Annotated in this window: 11 protein-coding genes; 9 read left to right on the top strand and 2 right to left on the bottom strand. The window is 53.4% G+C overall.

The window, feature by feature from the left end:
• Positions 1–50: 50 nt before the first annotated feature.
• The 4 genes from E6C55_RS00465 (at position 51) to E6C55_RS00450 (ending at position 5,240) form a co-directional block, all read left to right on the top strand.
• The gene (locus E6C55_RS00465) at positions 51–1,463 is read left to right on the top strand and encodes an extracellular solute-binding protein (protein WP_136367807.1); all 1,413 of its coding nucleotides are present in this window, start codon (positions 51–53) and stop codon (positions 1,461–1,463) included.
• A 161-nt stretch (positions 1,464–1,624) separates the two neighbouring features.
• A complete protein-coding gene (locus E6C55_RS00460) occupies positions 1,625–3,385 on the top strand; it encodes a polysaccharide deacetylase family protein (RefSeq protein WP_136367806.1) in 1,761 nt (586 codons plus the stop codon).
• Entirely contained in the window at positions 3,382–4,335 is a 954-nt protein-coding gene (locus E6C55_RS00455; protein WP_230986447.1) for an ABC transporter permease, read from the top strand. Before E6C55_RS00460 ends, E6C55_RS00455 begins: the two co-directional genes overlap by 4 nt.
• 35 nt (positions 4,336–4,370) lie before the next feature.
• The gene (locus tag E6C55_RS00450; RefSeq protein ID WP_136367805.1) at positions 4,371–5,240 is read left to right on the top strand and encodes a carbohydrate ABC transporter permease; all 870 of its coding nucleotides are present in this window, start codon (positions 4,371–4,373) and stop codon (positions 5,238–5,240) included.
• A gap of 53 nt (positions 5,241–5,293) precedes the next feature.
• On the opposite strand, the gene E6C55_RS33540 is transcribed toward E6C55_RS00450, so the two are convergent.
• Positions 5,294–5,506 carry a hypothetical protein gene (locus tag E6C55_RS33540; RefSeq protein WP_168735373.1) on the bottom strand — a complete coding sequence of 71 codons (213 nt, stop codon included), beginning with the start codon at positions 5,504–5,506 and terminating at the stop codon, positions 5,294–5,296.
• Between E6C55_RS33540 and E6C55_RS00445 the strand changes: the two genes are divergently transcribed.
• The 5 genes from E6C55_RS00445 (at position 5,493) to E6C55_RS00425 (ending at position 12,416) form a co-directional block, all read left to right on the top strand.
• A complete protein-coding gene (locus tag E6C55_RS00445) occupies positions 5,493–6,947 on the top strand; it encodes an extracellular solute-binding protein (protein ID WP_168735372.1) in 1,455 nt (484 codons plus the stop codon). The two genes, E6C55_RS33540 and E6C55_RS00445, sit on opposite strands and share 14 nt — an antisense overlap.
• 114 nt (positions 6,948–7,061) lie before the next feature.
• A complete protein-coding gene (locus E6C55_RS00440; protein ID WP_136367803.1) occupies positions 7,062–8,867 on the top strand; it encodes an NHL repeat-containing protein in 1,806 nt (601 codons plus the stop codon).
• A complete protein-coding gene (locus E6C55_RS00435; RefSeq protein ID WP_136367802.1) occupies positions 8,864–10,108 on the top strand; it encodes a DegT/DnrJ/EryC1/StrS family aminotransferase in 1,245 nt (414 codons plus the stop codon). Before E6C55_RS00440 ends, E6C55_RS00435 begins: the two co-directional genes overlap by 4 nt.
• Positions 10,109–10,110: 2 nt before the next feature.
• A complete protein-coding gene (locus E6C55_RS00430) occupies positions 10,111–11,031 on the top strand; it encodes a Gfo/Idh/MocA family protein (RefSeq protein ID WP_136367801.1) in 921 nt (306 codons plus the stop codon).
• Positions 11,032–11,078: 47 nt separating this feature from the next.
• Positions 11,079–12,416: a DegT/DnrJ/EryC1/StrS family aminotransferase gene (locus tag E6C55_RS00425; RefSeq protein ID WP_136367800.1), complete on the top strand. Its 1,338-nt coding sequence runs from the start codon at positions 11,079–11,081 to the stop codon at positions 12,414–12,416.
• Positions 12,417–12,522: 106 nt separating this feature from the next.
• Here the strand turns inward: E6C55_RS00425 and E6C55_RS00420 are convergent, their stop codons facing one another.
• Entirely contained in the window at positions 12,523–20,427 is a 7,905-nt protein-coding gene (locus E6C55_RS00420; protein ID WP_136367799.1) for a right-handed parallel beta-helix repeat-containing protein, read from the bottom strand.
• Positions 20,428–20,709: the final 282 nt, after the last annotated feature.

Raw genomic sequence — 20,709 nt, 5'->3', positions numbered from 1 at the left:
ATAATAAGGACAGAACCACTGTTTATACTTTATGGAGGGAATTGGGAGACATGAGAGAATTTCGATATATCGAGTTGGCAGGGAAGCTTCGCACGGATATTTTATCCGGATATTTAAAGCCGGGACAGTTCCTGTTGCCCGAGAAGGAGCTCTGCCAGGTTTACGATATCAGCCGCAACTCGTTGCGCCAGGCGCTTGAACTGCTGACGAACGAGGGCCTGCTTGTCAAGATGGTCGGACGAGGCACTATGGTCAACAAGGAGCTTGACATCAGCAGGCATGGAAACACGGTCATTAACATCGTCTGTCCCCAGCACTCCTCTTACGTGCTCAAAGCGCTGCCAATTCTCATCGATATGTTCAAGGAGCATTATCCGAATGTTGAATTCCGTCAATTCGCAACAGCGGCAAGCTACGAGGAGTTCTTGCAGGATCTGGCCAACTTCGGCGTGAACGCCGACATCGTAATTATGAGCAACCATGACATGCAGCGCTTGCCGCTCGACAAGTTCTTGACGCTGGAGGATATCGTTCCCGAGCAGACTATCGTGACAGATAAGCTCCTGCAGGTATTTAGTCATTCGTCCGTGCCTTACGCCATTCCGCTTACGTATTCTCCTGTGTTCCTTGCCTGCAATCCGCTCTTGTTTGCTTCGAACTCACTGGAGCTGCCGCAGTCCAACTGGAGCTGGGAGCAATTCGTCGAAGCGGCCAAGGCGATGACAAGGGACTCGAACGGCGACGGTTTAAACGATATTTACGGCTTCGGTCTCTCCTCCTCCATCTATCGCTGGCCGGTGCTCGCCCGCAAGCATAGCTACCAGATGCGGCAGGAGCCGTCCGGCATGCTCAATACCGAAGGACTGCAAGAATTGCTGGATATCCTCCAATCGCTCATTTACCGGGAAGGGGTCAGTCCAATATTGGCGGTGAACGATTGGGAGCTTCTCGCGCAATTGTTCGATGAAGGTCGTCTCGGGATGTTTCTGACTACGACGCTGACCACCAGCATGACCAATGCATCGTTCCCCGTTACCGTCATCCCTTTGCCTACCGGTCCCCAAGCATATCAAGGAAACCTGGCGATCTCAAACGGCATGATGATTCCGAAGACAAGCTCGAATGCGAAGCTCGCGAAGCAGTTCGCCCAGTTTACGCTGCGAATCGACTATCAGCGGCGTATGGCAAGTGAAGCCAAGTTCCTGTCGATTTACTCCCAGGTAAACGAAGAAGTGTGGACGGAACGCGAACGGAACGTGCTGGGAATGACGGAGACGAGCTCGGAGCCGTTCTACTTCATGAACGAGATGCTGCCCAACCCGCTTCTCGAACAAATTCTTGAACAGGAGATGAACAAGTTCTGGGCCGGGATCGAATCTTCCGGGGAGTTTATCGATCGCATGACCTCCATTCTGCACAACGCTCTCGCTCAGGACGTTGCCATGTCTGAGATCTCACCGTAAGTCCATGTCAGTTGATTGCGCTTGCAAAGAAACCGCTCATTTATGAAGCGGTTTCTTTTTTATTTGTGTAAAAAATTATGACGCTCCATATTGACGAACCGGAAAGTAATCGTGATATAATGGAATCGGTTCTAAACCTATACCATTTTAAGAAATGAAAATTGTTTAGTTTGTCAGTTTTCCTCACGCGTAATGCATCTGTTTTTTTCACAAGGGAGTGTCACCATATGGAATTGGCAAGAATAGCGATTATCAAAGAGCGTCCCCTCCAGCAACGGCGAGCGCTCTATGGCGTGAACTCCTTCGAATGCTATGTCGAAGAAACCCTTCATCATGTTCGTATTCCATTCCGGGTGTTTATGTCCTTGGAAGCAGCGCTCAAATGGCAGCCAGACATCTTGATTCCTTCGCTGTATGAGGAGAGCCCCCTTAACAGACAGCTCTTGCAAACCTACGTCGAGAATGGAGGCACGGTTGTCTCATACGCCGGACTTCGCGGAATGGCGGACAAGCTAGGATACTACGAGGATCGAACGATGGGAACAGGCTACGCGATTGTTCCGGATTCGCCCTCGCCGATTCGATTCCTCTCGGCGACAAGTTGGATCCCTAACGGCAGCCGCCCCTCGAACGCTGTTCCGTACGGAAGCTTGCGAAGCGGGAGTCCAGCGGGGAGAGAAGACGGTCCGGCCCTGCTCTCTATCCCTTGGGGCAGCGGAACGTTCGAACGCTGGTCGGTCGATATCATGGGTTCGATAGTCGCCATGCAACAAGGAATTGGCCCCGTGCATGACGACGGACCCTCGGCGCCAGACGGTTCTATTCCGGTGCAGGACGACATCCTGAAAGCGGACGACCGCTGCGGAATGGATTGGGAATATGATCGTCTGACGACCGACACCGGCATGAACTATTACGCTTATCCGTACTCGGATTGGTGGCAGACGGCCGTGATTCGACAATTGATCTCCCTTGCCTTGAAGAAGGGCAAAACCGTTCCCTTCCTTGATTATTGGCCGGAGGGTGTTCCCTCTGTGGCCGTTATCTCCCACGACAGCGATCTCAATGAGGACGAGCATGCATTAACGACACTTCAATTGCTTCGCGAAGTCAACATTCGTTCGACCTGGTGCATGATCGAACCCGGTTACACGATTGACATATACGAGGAAGTCAAAGCGGCAGGCCATGACCTATGTCTTCATTATAATGCGTTGGACATGGACGGCGGCTCCTGGGGCAGGGAGGCATTCCGGGATCAAAGCGATTGGCTGAAGCAGTCTGCCGGCCTGGAACGGATCTCTTCCAATAAAAATCATTATACCCGCTTTGAAGGCTGGGGCGAACTATTCCGCTGGTGCGAAGAGAACGGGATTGAATCCGATCAGACGCGCGGTCCCAGCAAAAGAGGAAATATCGGCCTTCTATTCGGAACGTGCCATCCTTATTATCCGATAAGCGACTTTACGGAAGGCAATCGCTTCTACGACGTGCTGGAGATCGGGTTCCTTAGCCAGGATCTCAATCATCCCGAGCTCTACGATGACAGCACCGTCGAACCTTTCCTGGAAGCAATCGGACAAGCTCGGGGCGTAGCCCACTTCCTTTTCCATCAGGCCCATATTCATCGGTTCGAATCCGTCAGAGACGCGATTCGTAAGGTAGTCGCGGAAGCCAGGCAACGAAATTTCGCAATATGGACGGTCGACGAAGTGAATAAATGGGAGCGGGCACGCCGGAAAATAAACATTATTGGAATCGACGATATCGGTCATCCCGTTCTTGATGCCGCAACGCTTCCTCAAGACGCTGTCGTTTATGTTCCCGTATCGGAATCCCCGGCCTTATTGGACGATGAACTTGAGACCAGATTCGGATTCGCGTGCAAAAAACATACCATCAGCAGGAGGCTCGATCCATGATGGCTAAAGAAACAAGTTCAAAGTCGGTTCAAGCTCGCACTCCCTTCCTTAAGCAGCTATATCATCGAATTTGGAAAGACCGCTTCATTTATCTGTTGTTGTTGCCGGGGCTGATCTACTTTCTGACGTTCAAGATTGTTCCGATACTCGGGAATATCATTGCGTTTCAGAACTACAATCCGTTCAAAGGGATCCTTGCGAGCGAATTCATCGGATTTGACAACTTCGCAAGGATCTTTGAAGACACACAAGTTCTCCGCGTTATTCGCAATACGCTATTTATTTCCTTGATGCAAATTCTCTTTGTTTTTCCCGCTCCGATTATTTTGGCCATCATGTTGAATGAAGTCGCGAACGACAAAGTCAAGCGGTTCATTCAATCCGTCGTGTATCTGCCTCACTTCTTTTCCTGGGTCGTCATTATCAGTATCGCGACGATCTTCCTCAAGCCGGAAGGAATTATCAATCAGGTGCTCATGGGCATGGGCTACGACTGGGTACCGTTTATGACCAAGGAAAGCCTGTTTGTGCCAACGGTTATTGCGGAGCTGATCTGGAAGGAAACGGGATGGTCCACAATTATTTTCCTCGCCGCGCTTGCATCCTTGAACCACGAGTTGTTGGAGGCGTCCATTGTCGACGGGGCCAACCGATGGAAACGAATCTTCTACATTATCCTGCCCTCAATCGGCTCCACCATTGTCATTCTGTTGATTCTTCGTATCGGCACCGTGCTGGATACAGGCTTCGAACAAATCTTCCTTATGCTTAACCCGTTTAACCGAGACATCGGGGAAGTTCTCGATACCTTCGTTTATGAGAAAGGACTTAAGCAAAGCGACTTCAGCTTCAGCGCGGCGGTCGGCCTGTTCAAAGGCGTTGTGGGACTTATTCTCGTGTATACGACCAATCGTATTGTTAAACGGTTCGGACATGACGGATTGTTCTAAGCATTCGACATCTACGGAAGAAAGGAGAGCCCGCTATGCATTTCAAAACCAGAATGGACAGATGGTTTGACGGAATCAACTATTTGTTATTGACCGTAATAAGCTTGTGCATGATCTTCCCCTTGCTTTATATCTTCTCCGTATCCTTCTCCACTACCTCCGACTTCGTTCAGAAGACAATCGTTCTCTGGCCTTCCAAGTGGGATCTGGGAGCCTACGAGTATATATTCGGTACAGAAACCTTCAGCCGGGCTTTGATTGTCAGTGCCTGTCTCACTGTCGTTATTACGGTCTTCAATCTTCTCATGACCAGTACGATGGCCTTCGCCACCATCCATCCCTTTGCCGGTCACAAGCTGGTCATCAGAATGATCGTATTTACGCTGCTGTTCTCTCCCGGGCTGATCCCCAGCTATCTTATGGTCAAAAATTTGCATCTCATCGACAGCTATGCGGCTCTTATTTTGCCCGGCGCGATCAGCACGTTCAACCTCATTGTCATCCGCCAATTTTTCCAGGGACTCCCTAAGGAAGTGTTCGAAGCCGCCCGCATTGACGGAGCCAACGAGCTCCAGATTTTCACCAAAATAGCAGTTGCTTTGTCGAAACCGGCCTTGGCTGCCTTCGCGTTATTTTACGCGGTCGATGCCTGGAATGCCTACTTCAACGTTATTCTCTACATTAACGATACGACGAAATGGACGATTCAAGTGGTTCTCCGTCAGATGGTCATCGTTTCTCCGCCCGACAACAACTTGTTGTCCAGTCTGCTGCGGGACCCGCCTCCGCCGCAAACTGTTCAAATGGCAGCCGTTCTTGTCGCCACGCTGCCCATACTCATTATTTACCCGTTCCTGCAAAAGCACTTTGCCAAAGGGGTGATGCTTGGATCGGTAAAAGGATAATCGCTTGTTAATCCCGTCAGAGGTATGTCGCATGGAGCTCTTAAAACCATCTATTATTGGAAAAGGGGATGTACTATGGCCACGTTCAAAATGAGAAATGCTGCAATACCTGCACTTTCGCTCTCTCTAATGTTCTCTTTGGCGGCTTGTTCTTCGAATGACAGCAACTCGAACGGCAACTCCGCTTCCCCATCAGGCTCTTCTGCTTCTGCATCCGCCAGCTCCGATGCGAGCAAGAAATATTCGATCTCGATGCTCGACTTCACGTATGGCAAAATCCCTCCTACGGACGGGGCGGCCATCAGCCAAATCAACGAGAAATTCAATATCGATTACAAGCCGACCATTGTTCCTTACGACGGCTATCAGGAAAAGATGTCAACAACGATCGCCGGCGGAGACATGCCGGATGTGCTGGGCATCGAGGAGTATCTGGCCGGTGGCGCTCTGCATACCTGGGCTGATATGGGGGCGTTCCTTCCACTGAACGACTATATCGACAAATACCCGACACTGGCCGAGGTGCCCGACGAGATCTGGGCAGCGGTTACGAATAAAGACGGTCAAATCTGGGGCATTCCGCGTTATTATCCCAACAATCCAACCCAGAACTGGGTCATCCGCCAGGACTGGCTGGACAACCTCGGGTTGCAGATGCCGACGACCTATGAAGAACTGGCTCAGGTCGCCCTCGCCTTCACGAACGACGATCCGGACCAGAACGGCAAGAACGATACGTATGGCCTTGTCATGGGACCGGGCGGCGCTCCGTCCTACGCCATGGGAGCCTATTGGGATCGCGATGCCTGGTATCACAAAGACGCGGACGGCAATCTGATTCCGGGCTATATCAGCGACGCAAGAAAGGAACAGGTTGCTCTCTATGCCGACTTGTACAAGCAGGGAGCGATTACCAAGGGCTTCGGCGCCAATGCCAGCTTCGAGGTCGGACAGTCGGACTTCTACAACAATAAGGCCGGGATTTACATGGGCGGCATTCGCGGCATGGATGAGAATCTGGCCAATTCCTTGCTCTCGGTTGCTCCCGACGCCAAGCTCAGCTCCATTCCGCCGTTCGTTGCGCCGGACGGCTCCCAGGGCTTGACTGCTCAACGAGGGTATTACCGAATCACTGTTCTGAACGCCAAGCTCGCCGGGGACGAAGGCAAGATCGATCGCATCCTGTCCCTGATCGACTATGGCCGCACCTTTGTTCCGGTTGATGAACGCACGCCGGATAATGAAACGTTCGACTTCCGCTCGGGCCAGGAAGGGACGGGATACACCTTCGACAACGGAGCAGCGACATTCGCGCAGCCTGATCAAGGATTGACTCCGTTCAGCTATCTCCCGGATTCCAATATGTGGGCGCCATCCGTTCTGGACAACAAATACTCCGAGACGACCAACAATCCGCTGCTCAAGCCTTACGTTGCGCAACTGGAACAGGAATATGTCGACTTCCCCGAATATGTCGACCCGAGCTATATCGGATATTCCCCTACCAATAATAGCAGCAAGGGAACGGAAGCCATCAATAAAGTAGCGGATGCGCAAGTCAAGATGATCATGGGCGAGTTGCCCTTGACCTCATGGGATGATGTCGTATCCGACTACATGAAGAGCGGAGGCTCCGACATTATTAAAGAAATGAATGAGAGCTTGCAGGGCAGAACATTGACAGGCTTCAAAAAAATGGGACAATAACGCTCCTATTCTGGCCCAAGTGCTGCTTGGGCTTTTTTTATCCCGTCCTTCTGCAAGCACTGAGGAGGACGGCAACGCCAAACCAGCATTACGCAAAGGGGAGAAAATCAACGAATGCCGCATATGCCGTTCTCCCGCTTAGGTCAGCCCTGCCGCAACTTCAATATATTGGCGAGCGCCATCGTAACCGATCCTCTGGATGATCGGGAGAAGCTGGTTCTCTCAAACTATGCAATGGGGGCGACGGGAAGCCTCATTCTGATCGATCCGCTGACAGGCGAAGGCTCGTCCTTGGAGTTGCCTGCCGGGGCGGGGGCCTGGGGGCTTGTAAACTTGAACAACGAGAAACTGGTCGTCGGTACCTGCGTCGGTCAGGCCTACCTTCATGTTCTGGATCTGCGAACGAGGCTCTGGGCTCCCCCGCTCGTTGCCGAAGGAGAAACTTACTTTTGGCAATTAACGCTTGGATCGGATGGCAACGTCTATGGCGGCACTTATCCCGGTTGCTCTCTGATCCGCTACAATCCGGATAACCATTCGCTAACCTGTCTGGGCAAAATATCGAACGATTCGGCCAATCTTTACAGCAGACCCGTGTGGGGGGAGGCGGCCGGCTACATCCTCTGCAATTACGGATATAATTCGATCGGTATGATTGCCTATGACCTGGAAGCCGGGGCATTCCTTCCATTCGGCGAAGCGGACGAGCAAATCCGTTGGGTAACGGCTCGATTCGTCTGCACGGAGAAGAACGGGACACTCTGTTACTATGACGCGGCGACGTTGCTTCCGTTCGATGACACTCCCGGGAAGGAACTGCTTCCCCGCACTTCGGTCCTTTTGACCAACGGCCAACGAATTCCCGTGCTTCGGTTACAAGGGAACAAGCTGGCGGGCGTAAGGGGACAAGACTACTTCGTCCTTCCGGAACCGATCGGAGACGTCGATTCGGAAGAGCCGATCGAAGTCGATCTTCTTCGAATTCCGGTCTCTGCTCCTCCAACGGCGATTTTCTCGCTGCAAACAGACCGTAAGGGGCTGCTATGGGGATCCAGCGGGTTCGGACAAACGATATTCCGTTACGACCCTGCATCCGGTGACAGTTGGAATTCTTCCTCGGTATGCAATGCGGGGGGCGAAGTCTACGGCATGCAGTTCTCCGGCGACCGACTGTTCCTGACCTCATACGTAGGGGGAGATCATCTCGTCTACGACCCCGAAGTCCCTTGGGATCAAATTAACAATATCAATCCTCGCACTCTGCAGTCCGTTGCCCCCGAGCTCATTCGACCGGAAGGTCGTTCGGTGATCGGTCCCGACGGCGGCATCTGGACGGGATGGTCAGCCGAATATGGCCATTATGGAGGGGGCTTGTCGCGAATCTCCCCAGATACATTGGTTATCGAGAGCTGGATCGACCCCGTGCCCGGTCAACAGGTTGCGGGCATGGCTGCCGATGGGAAGTACGTATACTTCACGACGAATGGCGGGGCCAGCGGACTTGCGCATCGCGAAATAGCCTGCAGCTTCAACGTATGGAAGCCGGGAAGAGGAATCGTCCATCAGAGGACGTTCGAGATGGGACGGGAAGCAGGAAACGGCATTCTTGCGCTCGGAGATCGTGTGCTGGTCAGCGTCGGCAATGACATTATGATCTTCGATCCCATCCGCCTCTCATTCGTGCATGAGGTGCCGATCGGGCATTCATGCCATTGGCTGGTCGAGACGGGAGAACGAACAGCCGGCGCTTTCGGTAACAATCAATACTGGGAGATTGACGTTTCTTCCGGAACGGGCCATTTTATAACCGAGGTTCCCGGAGAAGTGAGAGCCTCCGTCATGCAAGACGGGAAGCTGTATTTCGCGGTCGATACTCATTTGTACGTATTTAATCGAACTTTCTCGGAGGGATTGCAATGACAGAGAAGTTAGCCATTCACGGCGGCCCCAAGACCAAGGAAACTCCATTCGGAACAGGCAAACGCTTCGGAGAGGAGGAACTCCAACAGTTGCGGGAGGCGCTGGAACAAGACACCCTTTTCTACCATTACGGAGAGAAGGTTAAGCGCTTCCTGAAGAAGTTTAACGGGATGTACGGTGTCCGCCACAGTGTCGCGGTCAGTTCAGGGACGGCTGCGATCCATGTCGCGCTCGGAGCGGCCGGCATTACCGCAGGAGACGAAGTCATTACCAGCCCGATTACCGATCAAGGGACAGTTATCGGCATTCTCTATCAGAACGCCATTCCCGTGTTCGCCGATGTTCTTCCCGATACGTACAATCTTGATCCCGTCTCTGTCGAGGCAAGAATCACGAAGAGGACCAAGGCCATTGTAGTCGTTCATCTGGCGGGCAATCCGTGCGATATGGACGCCATTATGGGGATCGCGCACAAGCATAGCCTGAAGGTCATCGAGGATTGCGCTCAAAGTTATCTCAGCGAATACAAAGGCAAGCTGGTCGGGACGATCGGCGATTACGGCTGCTTCAGCACGAATGACTTCAAGCATATCTCGACGGGAGACGGCGGCATGGTCACGATCAATTCGGCAGACGAGGAAGACTACGTAATCGCGCACGCCTTCGCCGACAAAAACTATCAGCGGATCGGCACGAAGGTCGCGCGCGACATTCATCATCTGGCCCCCAACTACCGCATGACCGAGCTTCAAGGAGCGGTCGGCATCGCTCAGCTGGACAAGCTGGCTGGCATCTGCAATAAGCGCAAGGAATACGGCGCCATGCTGACCGAAGGCCTTGCCGGCTTCCGTTGCCTCTTCCCTCCTGCCGTGACGGAAGGGGCAACAAGCACTTATTGGTTCTACTTGTTCCGGTTGAACACGCATCTATTAAACGCTAACGTGGATGAATTCGTCTCCGCGCTCAATGCGGAAGGCATCCCCTGCATTCGCGGATACATTCCGCAGCCGGTTTACTTGCAGCCCATGTTCCAGAAGAAGGAAGCCTATCCGGGTACGAACTATCCGTTCAGCCTGTCTGATGTCTCTTACGAGCAAGGCATATGCCCGAACGCGGAAGAGATTCTGCAGACCTCGGTACGAATCGGAATTAGCGAATTCTATACGGAAGGCGATATCCGCGATATGATCGACGCAATCCGCAAGGTAGCCGCCTTCTATCAGAAGGAAGAGGGGAACTAAGCATGGGCAGCCCGTTAAAGCTGGGCGTCATCGGCCTGGACACCTCTCACGTCGTCGCGTTCGCCGAGTTGCTCAACGATCCGAACCATCCCTATCATATACCGGGAGGGAGCATTCAGGCCGCGTATCCAGGAACCGCTTCGCCCGACTTCGAGCTTAGCTGCGCCCGACTGCAGCCCTTTACGGAAGAATTGACAAACAAGTTCGACGTCAATCTGTTGGACTCCGAGGAAGCCGTTGCGGAATGCTGCGATGCCATTCTGCTCGAATCGGTCGACGGACGAGTTCATCCGGAGCAATTCCGCAAGATCGTCCCTTACGGCAAGCCCGTCTTTATCGACAAGCCTTTCGCGCTTACCGCGCAGGATGCCCGGGAGATGATAGCGCTCGCGGAGCGCTATCAAGTTCCTCTTATGAGCTGCTCGTCGCTGCGCTACTCGGAAGCGCTCTCCGAGCAGCTTCGCCGAATGGGCGACGAACCGATCGCCGGCGCGGACTGCTACGGGCCTATGGCTATTCAACCCACGCAGCCGGGACTGTTCTGGTACGGAATCCACATGGTCGAGATGCTATATCGTGTGTTAGGTACGGGCTGCATTCGCGTGCTGGCGGAGACGAATAACGACTACGATCTCATTGTAGGCACCTGGGCGGACGGACGGATCGGCACCATTCGCGGCAATCGTAAAGGGAACTCGTCGTTCGGAGCTCTTATTCATGGCGAGTCTGCTACTTATTATGCGAACGCCGCTTCCCACCCGAAGCCGTATTACGCCTCGATGCTGGAGAAGGTCATTCACCTTCTCCATACCGGAGAAGCCGATATCGACATCCGCGAGACGCTGGAGATCGTTCGTTTCATGGAGTGCGCGAATGAGAGCCGCAAGACGGGCCGCAGCGTAGAGCTGCGACCTGAACTTTAGCTCGTTAAATAATCATAAGACGATTCCGCAATCGGAGGTCATTCATTATGTCTAATACGAAGAGCCGATTAGCCTTGCTCGGAGGCTCGAAGGCGGTAACAGCGGCGCCTGGAGACCTGTTCACCTGGCCGATCGTCACCAAGGAAGACGAGGATGCGGCCCTGGAGGTTCTTCGCCGGGGAGCCATGTCCGGCACGGAAGTGACCAAGCAATTCGAAGCAGACTTCAGGCAATGGCTGGAGGTCGACTACGCGCTTGGGTTCAACAACGGGACGGCTTCGCTTCAAGCGGCCATGTACGGCTGCGGCATTGGCGTTGGCGACGAGATCATCTGCCCCAGTATCACGTACTGGGCAACGGGAGGCCCGGCTTATTCGCTGGGAGCGACGGTCGTGTTCGCGGACATTGATCCGGATAGCCTCTGTCTGGATCCGCTCGATCTCGAACACCGGATCGGAGAGAAGACCAAAGCTATTGTCGTTGTTCATTACTTCGGGCATCCCGCCGACATGGACACAATAATGGCCATCGCCAAGAAGCACAAGATCAAGGTTATCGAAGATGTCTCCCATGCCCAAGGCGGCCTGTACAAGGGACGGAAGCTGGGCACCATCGGTCATGTCGGTGCGATGTCGCTGATGGCCGGCAAGTCGTTGGCCGTCGGCGAAGCCGGCATGCTGGTTACAAACGATCGAGAGATTTACGAACGCGCGCTTGCGTTCGGCCATTATGAACGCTTCAATGAAGAGGTTAAATCCGAAGCGCTTAAACCGTTCGCCGGACTGCCGCTTGGCGGCGTCAAGCATCGCATGCATCAGCTCAGCTCCGCGGTCGGACGCGTACAACTTCGGCATTATGAAGCCAGACAGGCGGAGATTCGACGCGCCATGAATTACTTCTGGGATCTGCTCGAAGACGTCCCTGGCCTTCGAGCACACCGTACCCCTCCCGGCTCCGACAGTTTGATGGGCGGCTGGTACGCCGCTCACGGTCATTATCGCCCCGAGGAGCTCGGCGGTCTCTCCGTGTCCCGATTCTGCGAAGCCGTCAGAGCCGAAGGAGTGGCCGATTGTGTTCCGGGCTGCAATCTGCCGCTCCATACCCATCCATTGTTCCAACAAGCGGATGTATACGGCCATGGCCGTCCGACTCGAATCGCCAACGCGAACCGGGACGTTCGGCTGTTGGATGACAGCCTTCCCGTGAGCAACGGAATCTCCTCGCGCGTATACGCGATTCCGTGGTTCAAGCATTACCGGCCCGAGTCAATAGAGCAATACGCGCTGGCCTTCCGCAAAGCAGCATTAAGCTACAAGGAGCTCCTGGCGGGAGATACCGGGAATCCAACCACGATGGGCGGCTGGAATATGTTTAAACGCAGGTAACGAAGAAGCTGTACGCCAAACGGCGGCGCGAGGAAATTCCTTGCGCCGCCGTTCTCGTGTTGTTTGGGAGTTGTTTGAGAGTTGTTCGGATCAATACCTTGCACAGTTAATTCTCATATCTCTTGCCGTAAATATTGTACAGAAGCACCGCCGCTTCTGCTCGGGTGGATCTGCCGAGCGGGTTCAGCTTGCCGTTCGCTCCGGATACAAGTCCCTCGTTGACCAGAGTGGAGAGTCCGGCAATCGCGTAGGTCGATACCTTGGACTTGTCCGCGAACTGGTCAAGTACGTTGTCTGCTTCGTCGACCATCTGTATGCCCGCGGCCTGCATCGCCCTGTAAGCAAGCACCATCATGTCCTGCCTGCTGATGCTGTCTTTCGGGTTAAAGCTGGAGTTGCCGGCTCCCGTCGCGATGCCGAGGCTCCTGGCGATCGCGATCTCCTCATAATAATAGTCCCCCGGCTTCACATCGATGAAGTTGTCGTTCGCCTGGGAATGCAAGCCCAACGCGCGAACCAGAAGCGCTACGAAATCCCCTCTGCGGATAGGCTCCGCAGGCGCGAACGAGTCCGCCGACACTCCGCTGATGATCCCCTTGGAAGCAAGTGCTTCTACAGCTCCCTTAGCCCAATTGATACCCACAATATCATTGAAGGTCTTGTATCCATCGGAGATCCAGTAGCTGCCCGCAGCCTCTGCTTCAAACACTACCGCTCCCGCTGCCGCATCGTAATGGGCGCTCGGCACGTAGAGCTTGTTGCCATTACTGTCGGAACGCCATACCGCGATGCTCTCCGGATGATTAAGCTGTTCAGCCGTCAGCGTATACGGCACCCAGACCTTGACCTTATCGCTGACGGAATTCCCTGCAGATAATGATACGGGACTGCCGCCTTGCATCAGAATGACCGTTACCCCATCCGGCGAACCATCCACCGAGGATTCCGGAGAACCGATGCTAAGCGTCAACCTGCCTTGACCGGCCTTGCCCAAGATGGAGCTTGGAATGGCAACCGTGCCTTTCGCAGTGCTCACGACAACCTCTACCGCATCCGCCGTGAATTCGACGGGATTCGGGAGCTCGACCGAATAAGCGGTCGCCCCTTGCAAGAATGGCAGCGTGATAAGAACCGACTTCTCGCCATTCTCGCCAGCCGAAGCCGACTTCAGCGCCTCTGCCATCTCTTGACTGCTCATGTTGGCGCTGGCAACGCCCGTATCGGCATTCAGCGACGGAGCAGCAATCGTCCCGGCCGACGGAACTGCCGATCCGCCATTGCCGTTGTTGTTATTGCCGTTATTGCCATTATTGCTACCGTTGTCGCTGCCGCCATTCGGATTCTCATACGCGCCCAGATCCGGCATGCCCACCCTGTTGCGTCCGAGAATATCCGAGATCGGCGCGAATTCGAGCACGCCTTGATCAATCGCTTCGCTGCCGTCGTTCAGGTCCAGAATGCCATCGAAGATTCGCTCGGCCTCCTCATAGTCATCCGCCGAACCGACGAGCGAGCCTTTGAAGCTTGCCTCTCCTGCGAACATCTTGCTATAACGGTTGTTCGTTGCCGCCGCATTCTCGGCTAACATAAATTCGGCAATCGGCTTGACGTCGAAGCGGAATTGCGCGCTCGCGGAGAACGTCTTATAGTCGTACATGTTATTTCGGAACGTATTGTTCACAACCATGTCGGTTGTCGATTGGTCGGGATTCGTTCGAACGACATTGTACTGGTATCCGACGATAACCGGCTTCACCTGGCCATCGACCGAATCGTACTCCTCCGTACGGTCGTTATAGAAGATATTGTTCTGGAACAGATTGTCGCGTACGTTCCAATCTAAATACAAATCGTTGGACCAGCTATTGTAGAACGTGTTGTTCGTAATCGTGAACCCCTGAATCCCGACTAGAATCAAGCCATACTTGGATTCGGAGAATACGCTGTTCTTGATAACGACATCTGTAGCTTGAATCTCGTAGTTATCTCCAGAATAGAACTGCATGCCTCCCCCAGGCGAATCCGACACCTTCATTCGGTCGAAGACGAGATCCGAACTGTGGCCAATATACGCGCCATGGTCTGCTTGGCTCTTGCGAGTCTGACCGATATCCCAGATTCGGATATCCTGGAATAATGAGTTCGTCGTATAGTTGACCAGCAAGCCCTGCACCCCGGACGTAATGTCCTGCGGCGTATCGATATCCCAGATATTCAGGTTTCTCAACGTCAGATGATCGCTGTTCATCGTCCAAATCCCTGCGCCGCGGAATCCGGTAATATCGAGTCCTTCGATCGTCAGGTAAGAGCTGTTCGCAATCTGTGTCATCACTTCGGCCGACGCTTCTTCGTCACGATCCTGATAGTTCGTCTTGCTTGTGAAGATCGGTCCCGGCAGCGATGCGTTCGCCATATCCAGCGGATCGTTCGGATCCGCGCTGGCCTTGATGACGATCGGAGCGTCGGCGACCCCGTGCTTGTCGACAATATCATAGCGTCCGGAATAAATTCCTTTATGGACGATAATCGTGTCTCCGGAATCCGCTGCGTCGATCGCTTGGGCGAACGTTCGGAACGGATGCTCCGCCGAACCGTCGCCGGTCAGCGAACCGACGTTGTCGCCTGCCAAGTGCAGGGTCTTCATGCTGTAGGGCGAATAGTACGCGCCGATGTCCTGCCCAAGCTCGCTATACGCCGTCCCCTCCAAATCGACATCGGGGGCCGTTTGGCCGCCAACCACCTTCGCTCCGTTTCTTGCCGCTGCGCTTCCCTTGGCCAGCTTATAATTTCCGTTAACCGCGTCTTGGAAATCCGGATCTCCAATTTGACCATGCTGTTCTACGCTGTTGGCCGCGAATTCCGCAAGCGTCAGATCGTTGCCGTTCAGCTTGACGATCTTCTCGTTCTCCCCAGCGTCGTATAAGTTGTAATCGGAAGCAAGCTGCCCGGCTTGTCCGATGAGAAGGTACGAACCTTGCCAGCTCCCGCTTCTGGAGTAAATATTATTCGCAAGCCGGAGTTCGGTTGCCGCATCAGCAGAGATACTGTACCCGGTGTTGTCATAGAACGTGTTGTTGAACAGAAACAGCCCGTCTGCATTCGTCCCCGACACGCCCTCTGCCGAGCGGGTGATTACACTCGTATTCATTGTCAGGGAGACGGAAGTGCCCGCTTCGATTGCTCTTACGCTCGCCCGATCGACAGCCGATTGCGTTATCGAAGCCGTCGAAGCGCCCGTGCCTTCGAGAATTATCCCCTTATCTACTTGCTGAATGCTTGCCTTGTTGATGAAGAGCTCCGAGCTGTTCACCGAATGAATCCCGCTCTTGGCACCAGTGATTGTAAGCTGATTCAACGACGTTCTCGGAGAAGCGCTTAACGTAACGGCATCAGCATCGCTTCCCGCATTAACGGTGAAGCCTTCAATCGTCACTCCGGTCGCATTGTTCAGCGCGATAACGCCATTCAGCACAACCTTGCCGTTCGCTTGGATAACATACTCGCCGGCATTCTGTCCCGAGCGGTTGATTAGTGTAATGTCTTCATTGTAGGTACCCGCATTGACGATGACCGTCTCGCCATTCCGCAATGCGTTCAGCGCAGCAGCAATCGTTGCGAACGGCGCATCTTGCGTACCTGAATTCGCATCGTCGCCCATCAAGCCATCGACATAATACGTCACTTGTATCGCAGCGACCGCATAAGCCCCGATATCGACAGGAGTGTTTCTCACATTCCCGTTGATGTCCTTAGAAGGCGTGTTCGAATCCATGATGCCGGAGCCCATGGCAGGACTTTGCTTGTAAATCCGGAAATCGTTCGCCTTGGCATTGATGAATTGGGCGGATGCCTTGACGGCATGGGCCTCTGATACAGCGTTCAAATCGGCTTGCCCGATCGTATCCGCATTGTACAGGTTGTAATCGAACTCGTTATCGGAATAGCTGTCAATCTTCGTGGAGAAAATGTTGTTCCTAAACGCGTTGTTCGCGGAATTGCCGCTCACCGCAACGTCCTTGGTGTTGCCGTACAGAGTATTGTTGTAAATCTTGTTGTCCTGCGAGCCGGACGACAGTTGAATAGCCGTCGTTCTCCCCGTAATGACGTTATTGGCGATGGAACTGTCGTCCGTATTGGAGATCCCGATGGCAACCGAGGCTGCAGGCGCGAAGATATTGTTGACAACCTCTGCGCCATTGGCTTGATTCAAGGTGACGGAGCCCTGGATATGATTGCTGTCCAGTCTGATATTCGAGCCGGCTAACGTCAAATCGCCGATCAAAGTCAAGCCTTGCAGAGTAACGGACTTGCCCGCCGTTCCATTGATTTGCACAGCCCCTCTAAGAATGACTTCACCGTTGTAAGACTCGATCTTGACATCGCCTTCGCCGGTCGAAGTCGCCATATTAATGGTCTCGTCGTCCTCGTAGCTTCCCGCCATAACTTGAATGCTCTTGGCTCCCGCATCTATCGCGGCGCCAATCGAAGGATATGGCCTCAGCGGTGAGCCGTCCGCCACTCCGTCATTAGCGCCTACAAACGCGAAGGTCTGATCGAAAGCAAAGGCCCCCGCTTCGTTCCGGGTACGCAAATTTCCGTTAATATCCGTTGCCGGTGCGGTAACGCCGGGAATGATTGTCGAATCAGCCGCACCGATTGCAGGATTCGTGCCGAAGATAATCCGGGCGTCGCTCGCCGTATCGACGAAGGTGACTTCACCGGATATGCCGTTCGTCTCCAATGGCCGCCCTTGATTGGCCCAGCTTGTGCCGCTTTGCAATTCCGACAGCGTTAGAGTCGGGCCTTCGCCGCCGTAATTGTAGGTGACGCGCTGAGTGCCATTAATCGAGTAAACGTTATTGTCGAACACAACGTTCTGTGAAGCGTCAATAATGGATTTGCCGCCTTCAAGCTGCGTGCGGATCGGCTTGGTGAAGATGTTGTTCTTGAACACCAGATTCGTCGAGATATTGATAGGATTTGCGGCGGCGTCGTATGTCCCCTGTACCGGATACACATCGAACCGGCCGCTCCCGCCTACCGCATCGTACGTATCGGCGAACGTATTGTTGTAGAACAGCAGGTTGGAGCTCTTCCCCCATAGATTAAGACTGCGGGAAGCACCGTAGATCACATTGTCGAATATTTTCCCATAGCTGCCTTCCTTGACTCTAACCTCTTGGAAATACAACCCCCAACTGTCGTTCGATAGAATGACATTGTTCGAGAATTCAAAGTCTCCATAACCGACATTCACCAGATCTCTCGTCGCGATGGCCGTTCCGCAATTAACGAAGCGATTGCCGGTAACGACGAGGCCTGCACTCTGCTGCCCACCTGCTGTATGATTGTCGATTCGAATCGCGGGCCCCCGGGAGCCGTTCTGAGAGGCATTCGGAGCGAACGTCAAGCCTTCGATCCGGATATTCTGGCTGTGACCGAGATAGATGATATAGTCCGAATGGTCCGACGTCAAGACGGCCTTCTCATTTGGATAGCTTCTGAATGTGATCGGCTTGTCCGCCGTACCGGAGTACGACTGGAGCACAATGACTCCGTTATAAGTACCCTCCCGGAAGTACACCGTATCTCCGGCCTTCAGCTTGGCGATCAGCCCGGACGATACGGTCCTCTTCGGACTGTCGATTGTCCCCAAGTTGGCGTCGCTGCCGTTCGGAGAAATATAGTACTCACTCATAATGAAAGCTTCCGTGCTGAAGCTCCATACGACGTCGGCCGGAAGATAATTGCCGTTCGTGCTCATCAAGTCCTTCTTCACCTGAACAGTGTACGTCGCATCATAATTCAATGCGCTCGCGGGCGTGAACGTGATCTTGATTCCTGCGCCTTCGGCCGTCGCGCTAATGCCGCCGGGCACCAATACCTGATTGCCGTCCACTGTCGTCGTTATGGTCAGATTATTCGCAATATTCCCATTATCGTTCGTTGCCGGCTCGGATAGCACAATGTCAATCTTGGATTGAACGCTGTTCCCGCTTCCCTGCGGAGACTGGGAGACAACATAGAAAGCCGAGGAGTCGCCCGCATACTCATAAGCGCCGATATCCGTTGTCCCGAAGCGGACGTTGCCGTCTCTATCGAACGCCGGTGCGTTTGCGTTCGTCCCTCTGTTAATGGCGGCGCTGCCCGACTGCAGGTGATAATCGGCCGCGCTTGCGAACAGCGGATTTCCGTATACGCTGTTAATCTCGTTCGCGGGCGTTCCTCCCGACAAACCATAGCTGGTGCTGTCATACAGGTTGTAGTCAACCATATTGTCGGCTGTCGCTTCGTAGAAGGCAACCGGAGCTTGGATGGCTAGAGCGCCTTCCGCTTGGAAAATATTATTCGCGATTGTATTGCCGGTATCGGTTCCCTTCAGAATGATATTGGAGCCGTCGCCGTAATGGGAGATAAAGACGTTGTTCATAATTAACGTATTCGTGAAGCTGCCGCCTTCGTTGAGGATATTCTTGTAGTTGTCGAAGATGTTGTTATAGATCTGATTGCCTGCCGAGTCCTTCAGCAGAATCCCCTTCTGATCGACCTGCTTGAAGGTGTTGCTATGAATCTTGGAGCCGCTTGTGCCGCCCGTAATTTCGATACCGTGAACCGCCGTCGTAAACGTCGAATTCGTAATGTCGCCGTTGATCAGTCCGTCCGCCAATAACGCGGAATTGCCGGAGCTCATTAGATACAAGCCGTCGACGGTGACATTCGCGATGTCGACCAGAGAGAGCGCAGGGCTGGAGCCTCCATTGATTTGAACCGTACCTTGGCCCATCTTGCGAATCGCAATCGGCTTCGTATCCGAGGTGCCTGTACCCGAGATCGAGAGATTGCCGGAATAGGTTCCCGGCCTGATAAGGAGGGTGGCCCCCGGCTCAAGCGCCGTATTCGCTTCCGTCAACAGACTGAATGCGGTAGACTCGCTCAGCCCGTCCCCTCCGGGAGCGGCACTGCCATCCAGATAATACACCTTGCCATACGTATAAGCGCCGATATCCGGTGTTCCGTAACGAACGCTTCCCTCCCGGTCATATTGCGGCATGCCCGTTGAGGTTCCCGCATCGATCGCCGGACTTCCATCCTTCAGATGATAATCGGAGGCCGAGACGAACAACTCCGTTGCCGAAGCCACCACATCCTCAGCGGAGGTTTTATAGCTCTCGCTTATGACGCTGTTATGGCTGATCGTATTGCCGGAGTCTTGCGTCAGGGTAGGATTCCCCAGGAAAATATTGTTCGTGATCGTGCTGTTCGCATAAGCTCCGCCGTAGAAGTGTTCTCCCGTACCCGCGAATACGTTATTGCTAATCACATTGTTCGTCGAGGTGCTTGATTCAAAGTGGAACGCCCACCATTCTGTGAAAATATTGTTCGTAACGGTCGTATTGTTGATTCCGTAGCCATAGAAGGCGTTGTCCGAACCTTCAATATAGTTGCCGTCGAGAACAAGATTCTCATTATTGGTATTCAGGTAGAATACCGCATAAGCCGGGCTCCCGGCATTTAAATAATTGTTCTGAAGACTTACATGCTTCGCGTTGCTGATCCCTACCGTGTAGCTATCGCCTGTAGTCGGCGTCCCTCCGAAGGTCAGGTTCAGATTGACGATATTCACGTATTCGCTGTTCGTCACGCTTAGCGTAAAGTTCTTCCAGAATGGCGCGTTCACATAAGCGCTTGCCGTGATGTTCGCCCCATCCTCCCCGCGAATCGTAATCGGAGCTTGCGCCGTACCGGACAAGCCATCGACAACGAGTGCTTCCGAGTACTCCCCGGCTTGAATAACCAGCGTGTCGCCGGGCTGCAACTGCGCGACGCCTCTGGATAACGATTGGAACGGCGAGCCCGCGCCTCCCGAATTCGCGTCGTCGCCATCGTTGGACACATAATAGGTTGCTCTCCCTCCTGTTCCATCCGCGAGCGCGACGCCTTGCGGCAGAAGGGAAAATACAATCATGGCCATTAACAGAACCGCAATGGCTTTGTCGAACGTTTGCTTCATCTTTAATCCTCCTAAATTTGTTTTTCCGTCAAAAATCCCTGCTCGCCCTTGGAGCCCCCTTTTATATAGTACAGGTTTGGAACCTATTCTAGTAATTTATACAAGATAAACACCAACCTTGTCAATTACGCTGTCTTAACATTCAGAAAATAATAGGCTGTAATTTGATCATCCTGCGGTCCATTTCTCATAACCGTTTAGCGACACCTTACAATGCGAGCTGACCTTTATTTCCTTTTCAATCGTTCTCTTCCTTCACATAACGATACGGTTCACGGATTA

The sequence above is a fragment of the Cohnella fermenti genome (assembly GCF_004801405.1).
Lineage (GTDB): Bacteria > Bacillota > Bacilli > Paenibacillales > Paenibacillaceae > Cohnella > Cohnella fermenti.
The sequence above is the reverse complement of the archived record's forward strand: the minus strand, read 5'-3'. Positions and strand labels throughout refer to the sequence as shown.

Excerpts from the sequence above, each read along its gene's own strand:
- E6C55_RS00465 (WP_136367807.1), top strand. The coding sequence starts at position 51 with ATGAGAGAATTTCGATATATCGAGTTGGCAGGGAAGCTTCGCACGGAT.
- E6C55_RS00455 (WP_230986447.1), top strand. The coding sequence starts at position 3,382 with ATGATGGCTAAAGAAACAAGTTCAAAGTCGGTTCAAGCTCGCACTCCC.
- E6C55_RS00450 (WP_136367805.1), top strand. The coding sequence starts at position 4,371 with ATGCATTTCAAAACCAGAATGGACAGATGGTTTGACGGAATCAACTAT.
- E6C55_RS00445 (WP_168735372.1), top strand. The coding sequence starts at position 5,493 with ATGCTCGACTTCACGTATGGCAAAATCCCTCCTACGGACGGGGCGGCC.
- E6C55_RS00440 (WP_136367803.1), top strand. The coding sequence starts at position 7,062 with ATGCCGCATATGCCGTTCTCCCGCTTAGGTCAGCCCTGCCGCAACTTC.
- E6C55_RS00435 (WP_136367802.1), top strand. The coding sequence starts at position 8,864 with ATGACAGAGAAGTTAGCCATTCACGGCGGCCCCAAGACCAAGGAAACT.
- E6C55_RS00430 (WP_136367801.1), top strand. The coding sequence starts at position 10,111 with ATGGGCAGCCCGTTAAAGCTGGGCGTCATCGGCCTGGACACCTCTCAC.
- E6C55_RS00425 (WP_136367800.1), top strand. The coding sequence starts at position 11,079 with ATGTCTAATACGAAGAGCCGATTAGCCTTGCTCGGAGGCTCGAAGGCG.
- E6C55_RS00420 (WP_136367799.1), bottom strand. The coding sequence starts at position 20,427 with ATGAAGCAAACGTTCGACAAAGCCATTGCGGTTCTGTTAATGGCCATG.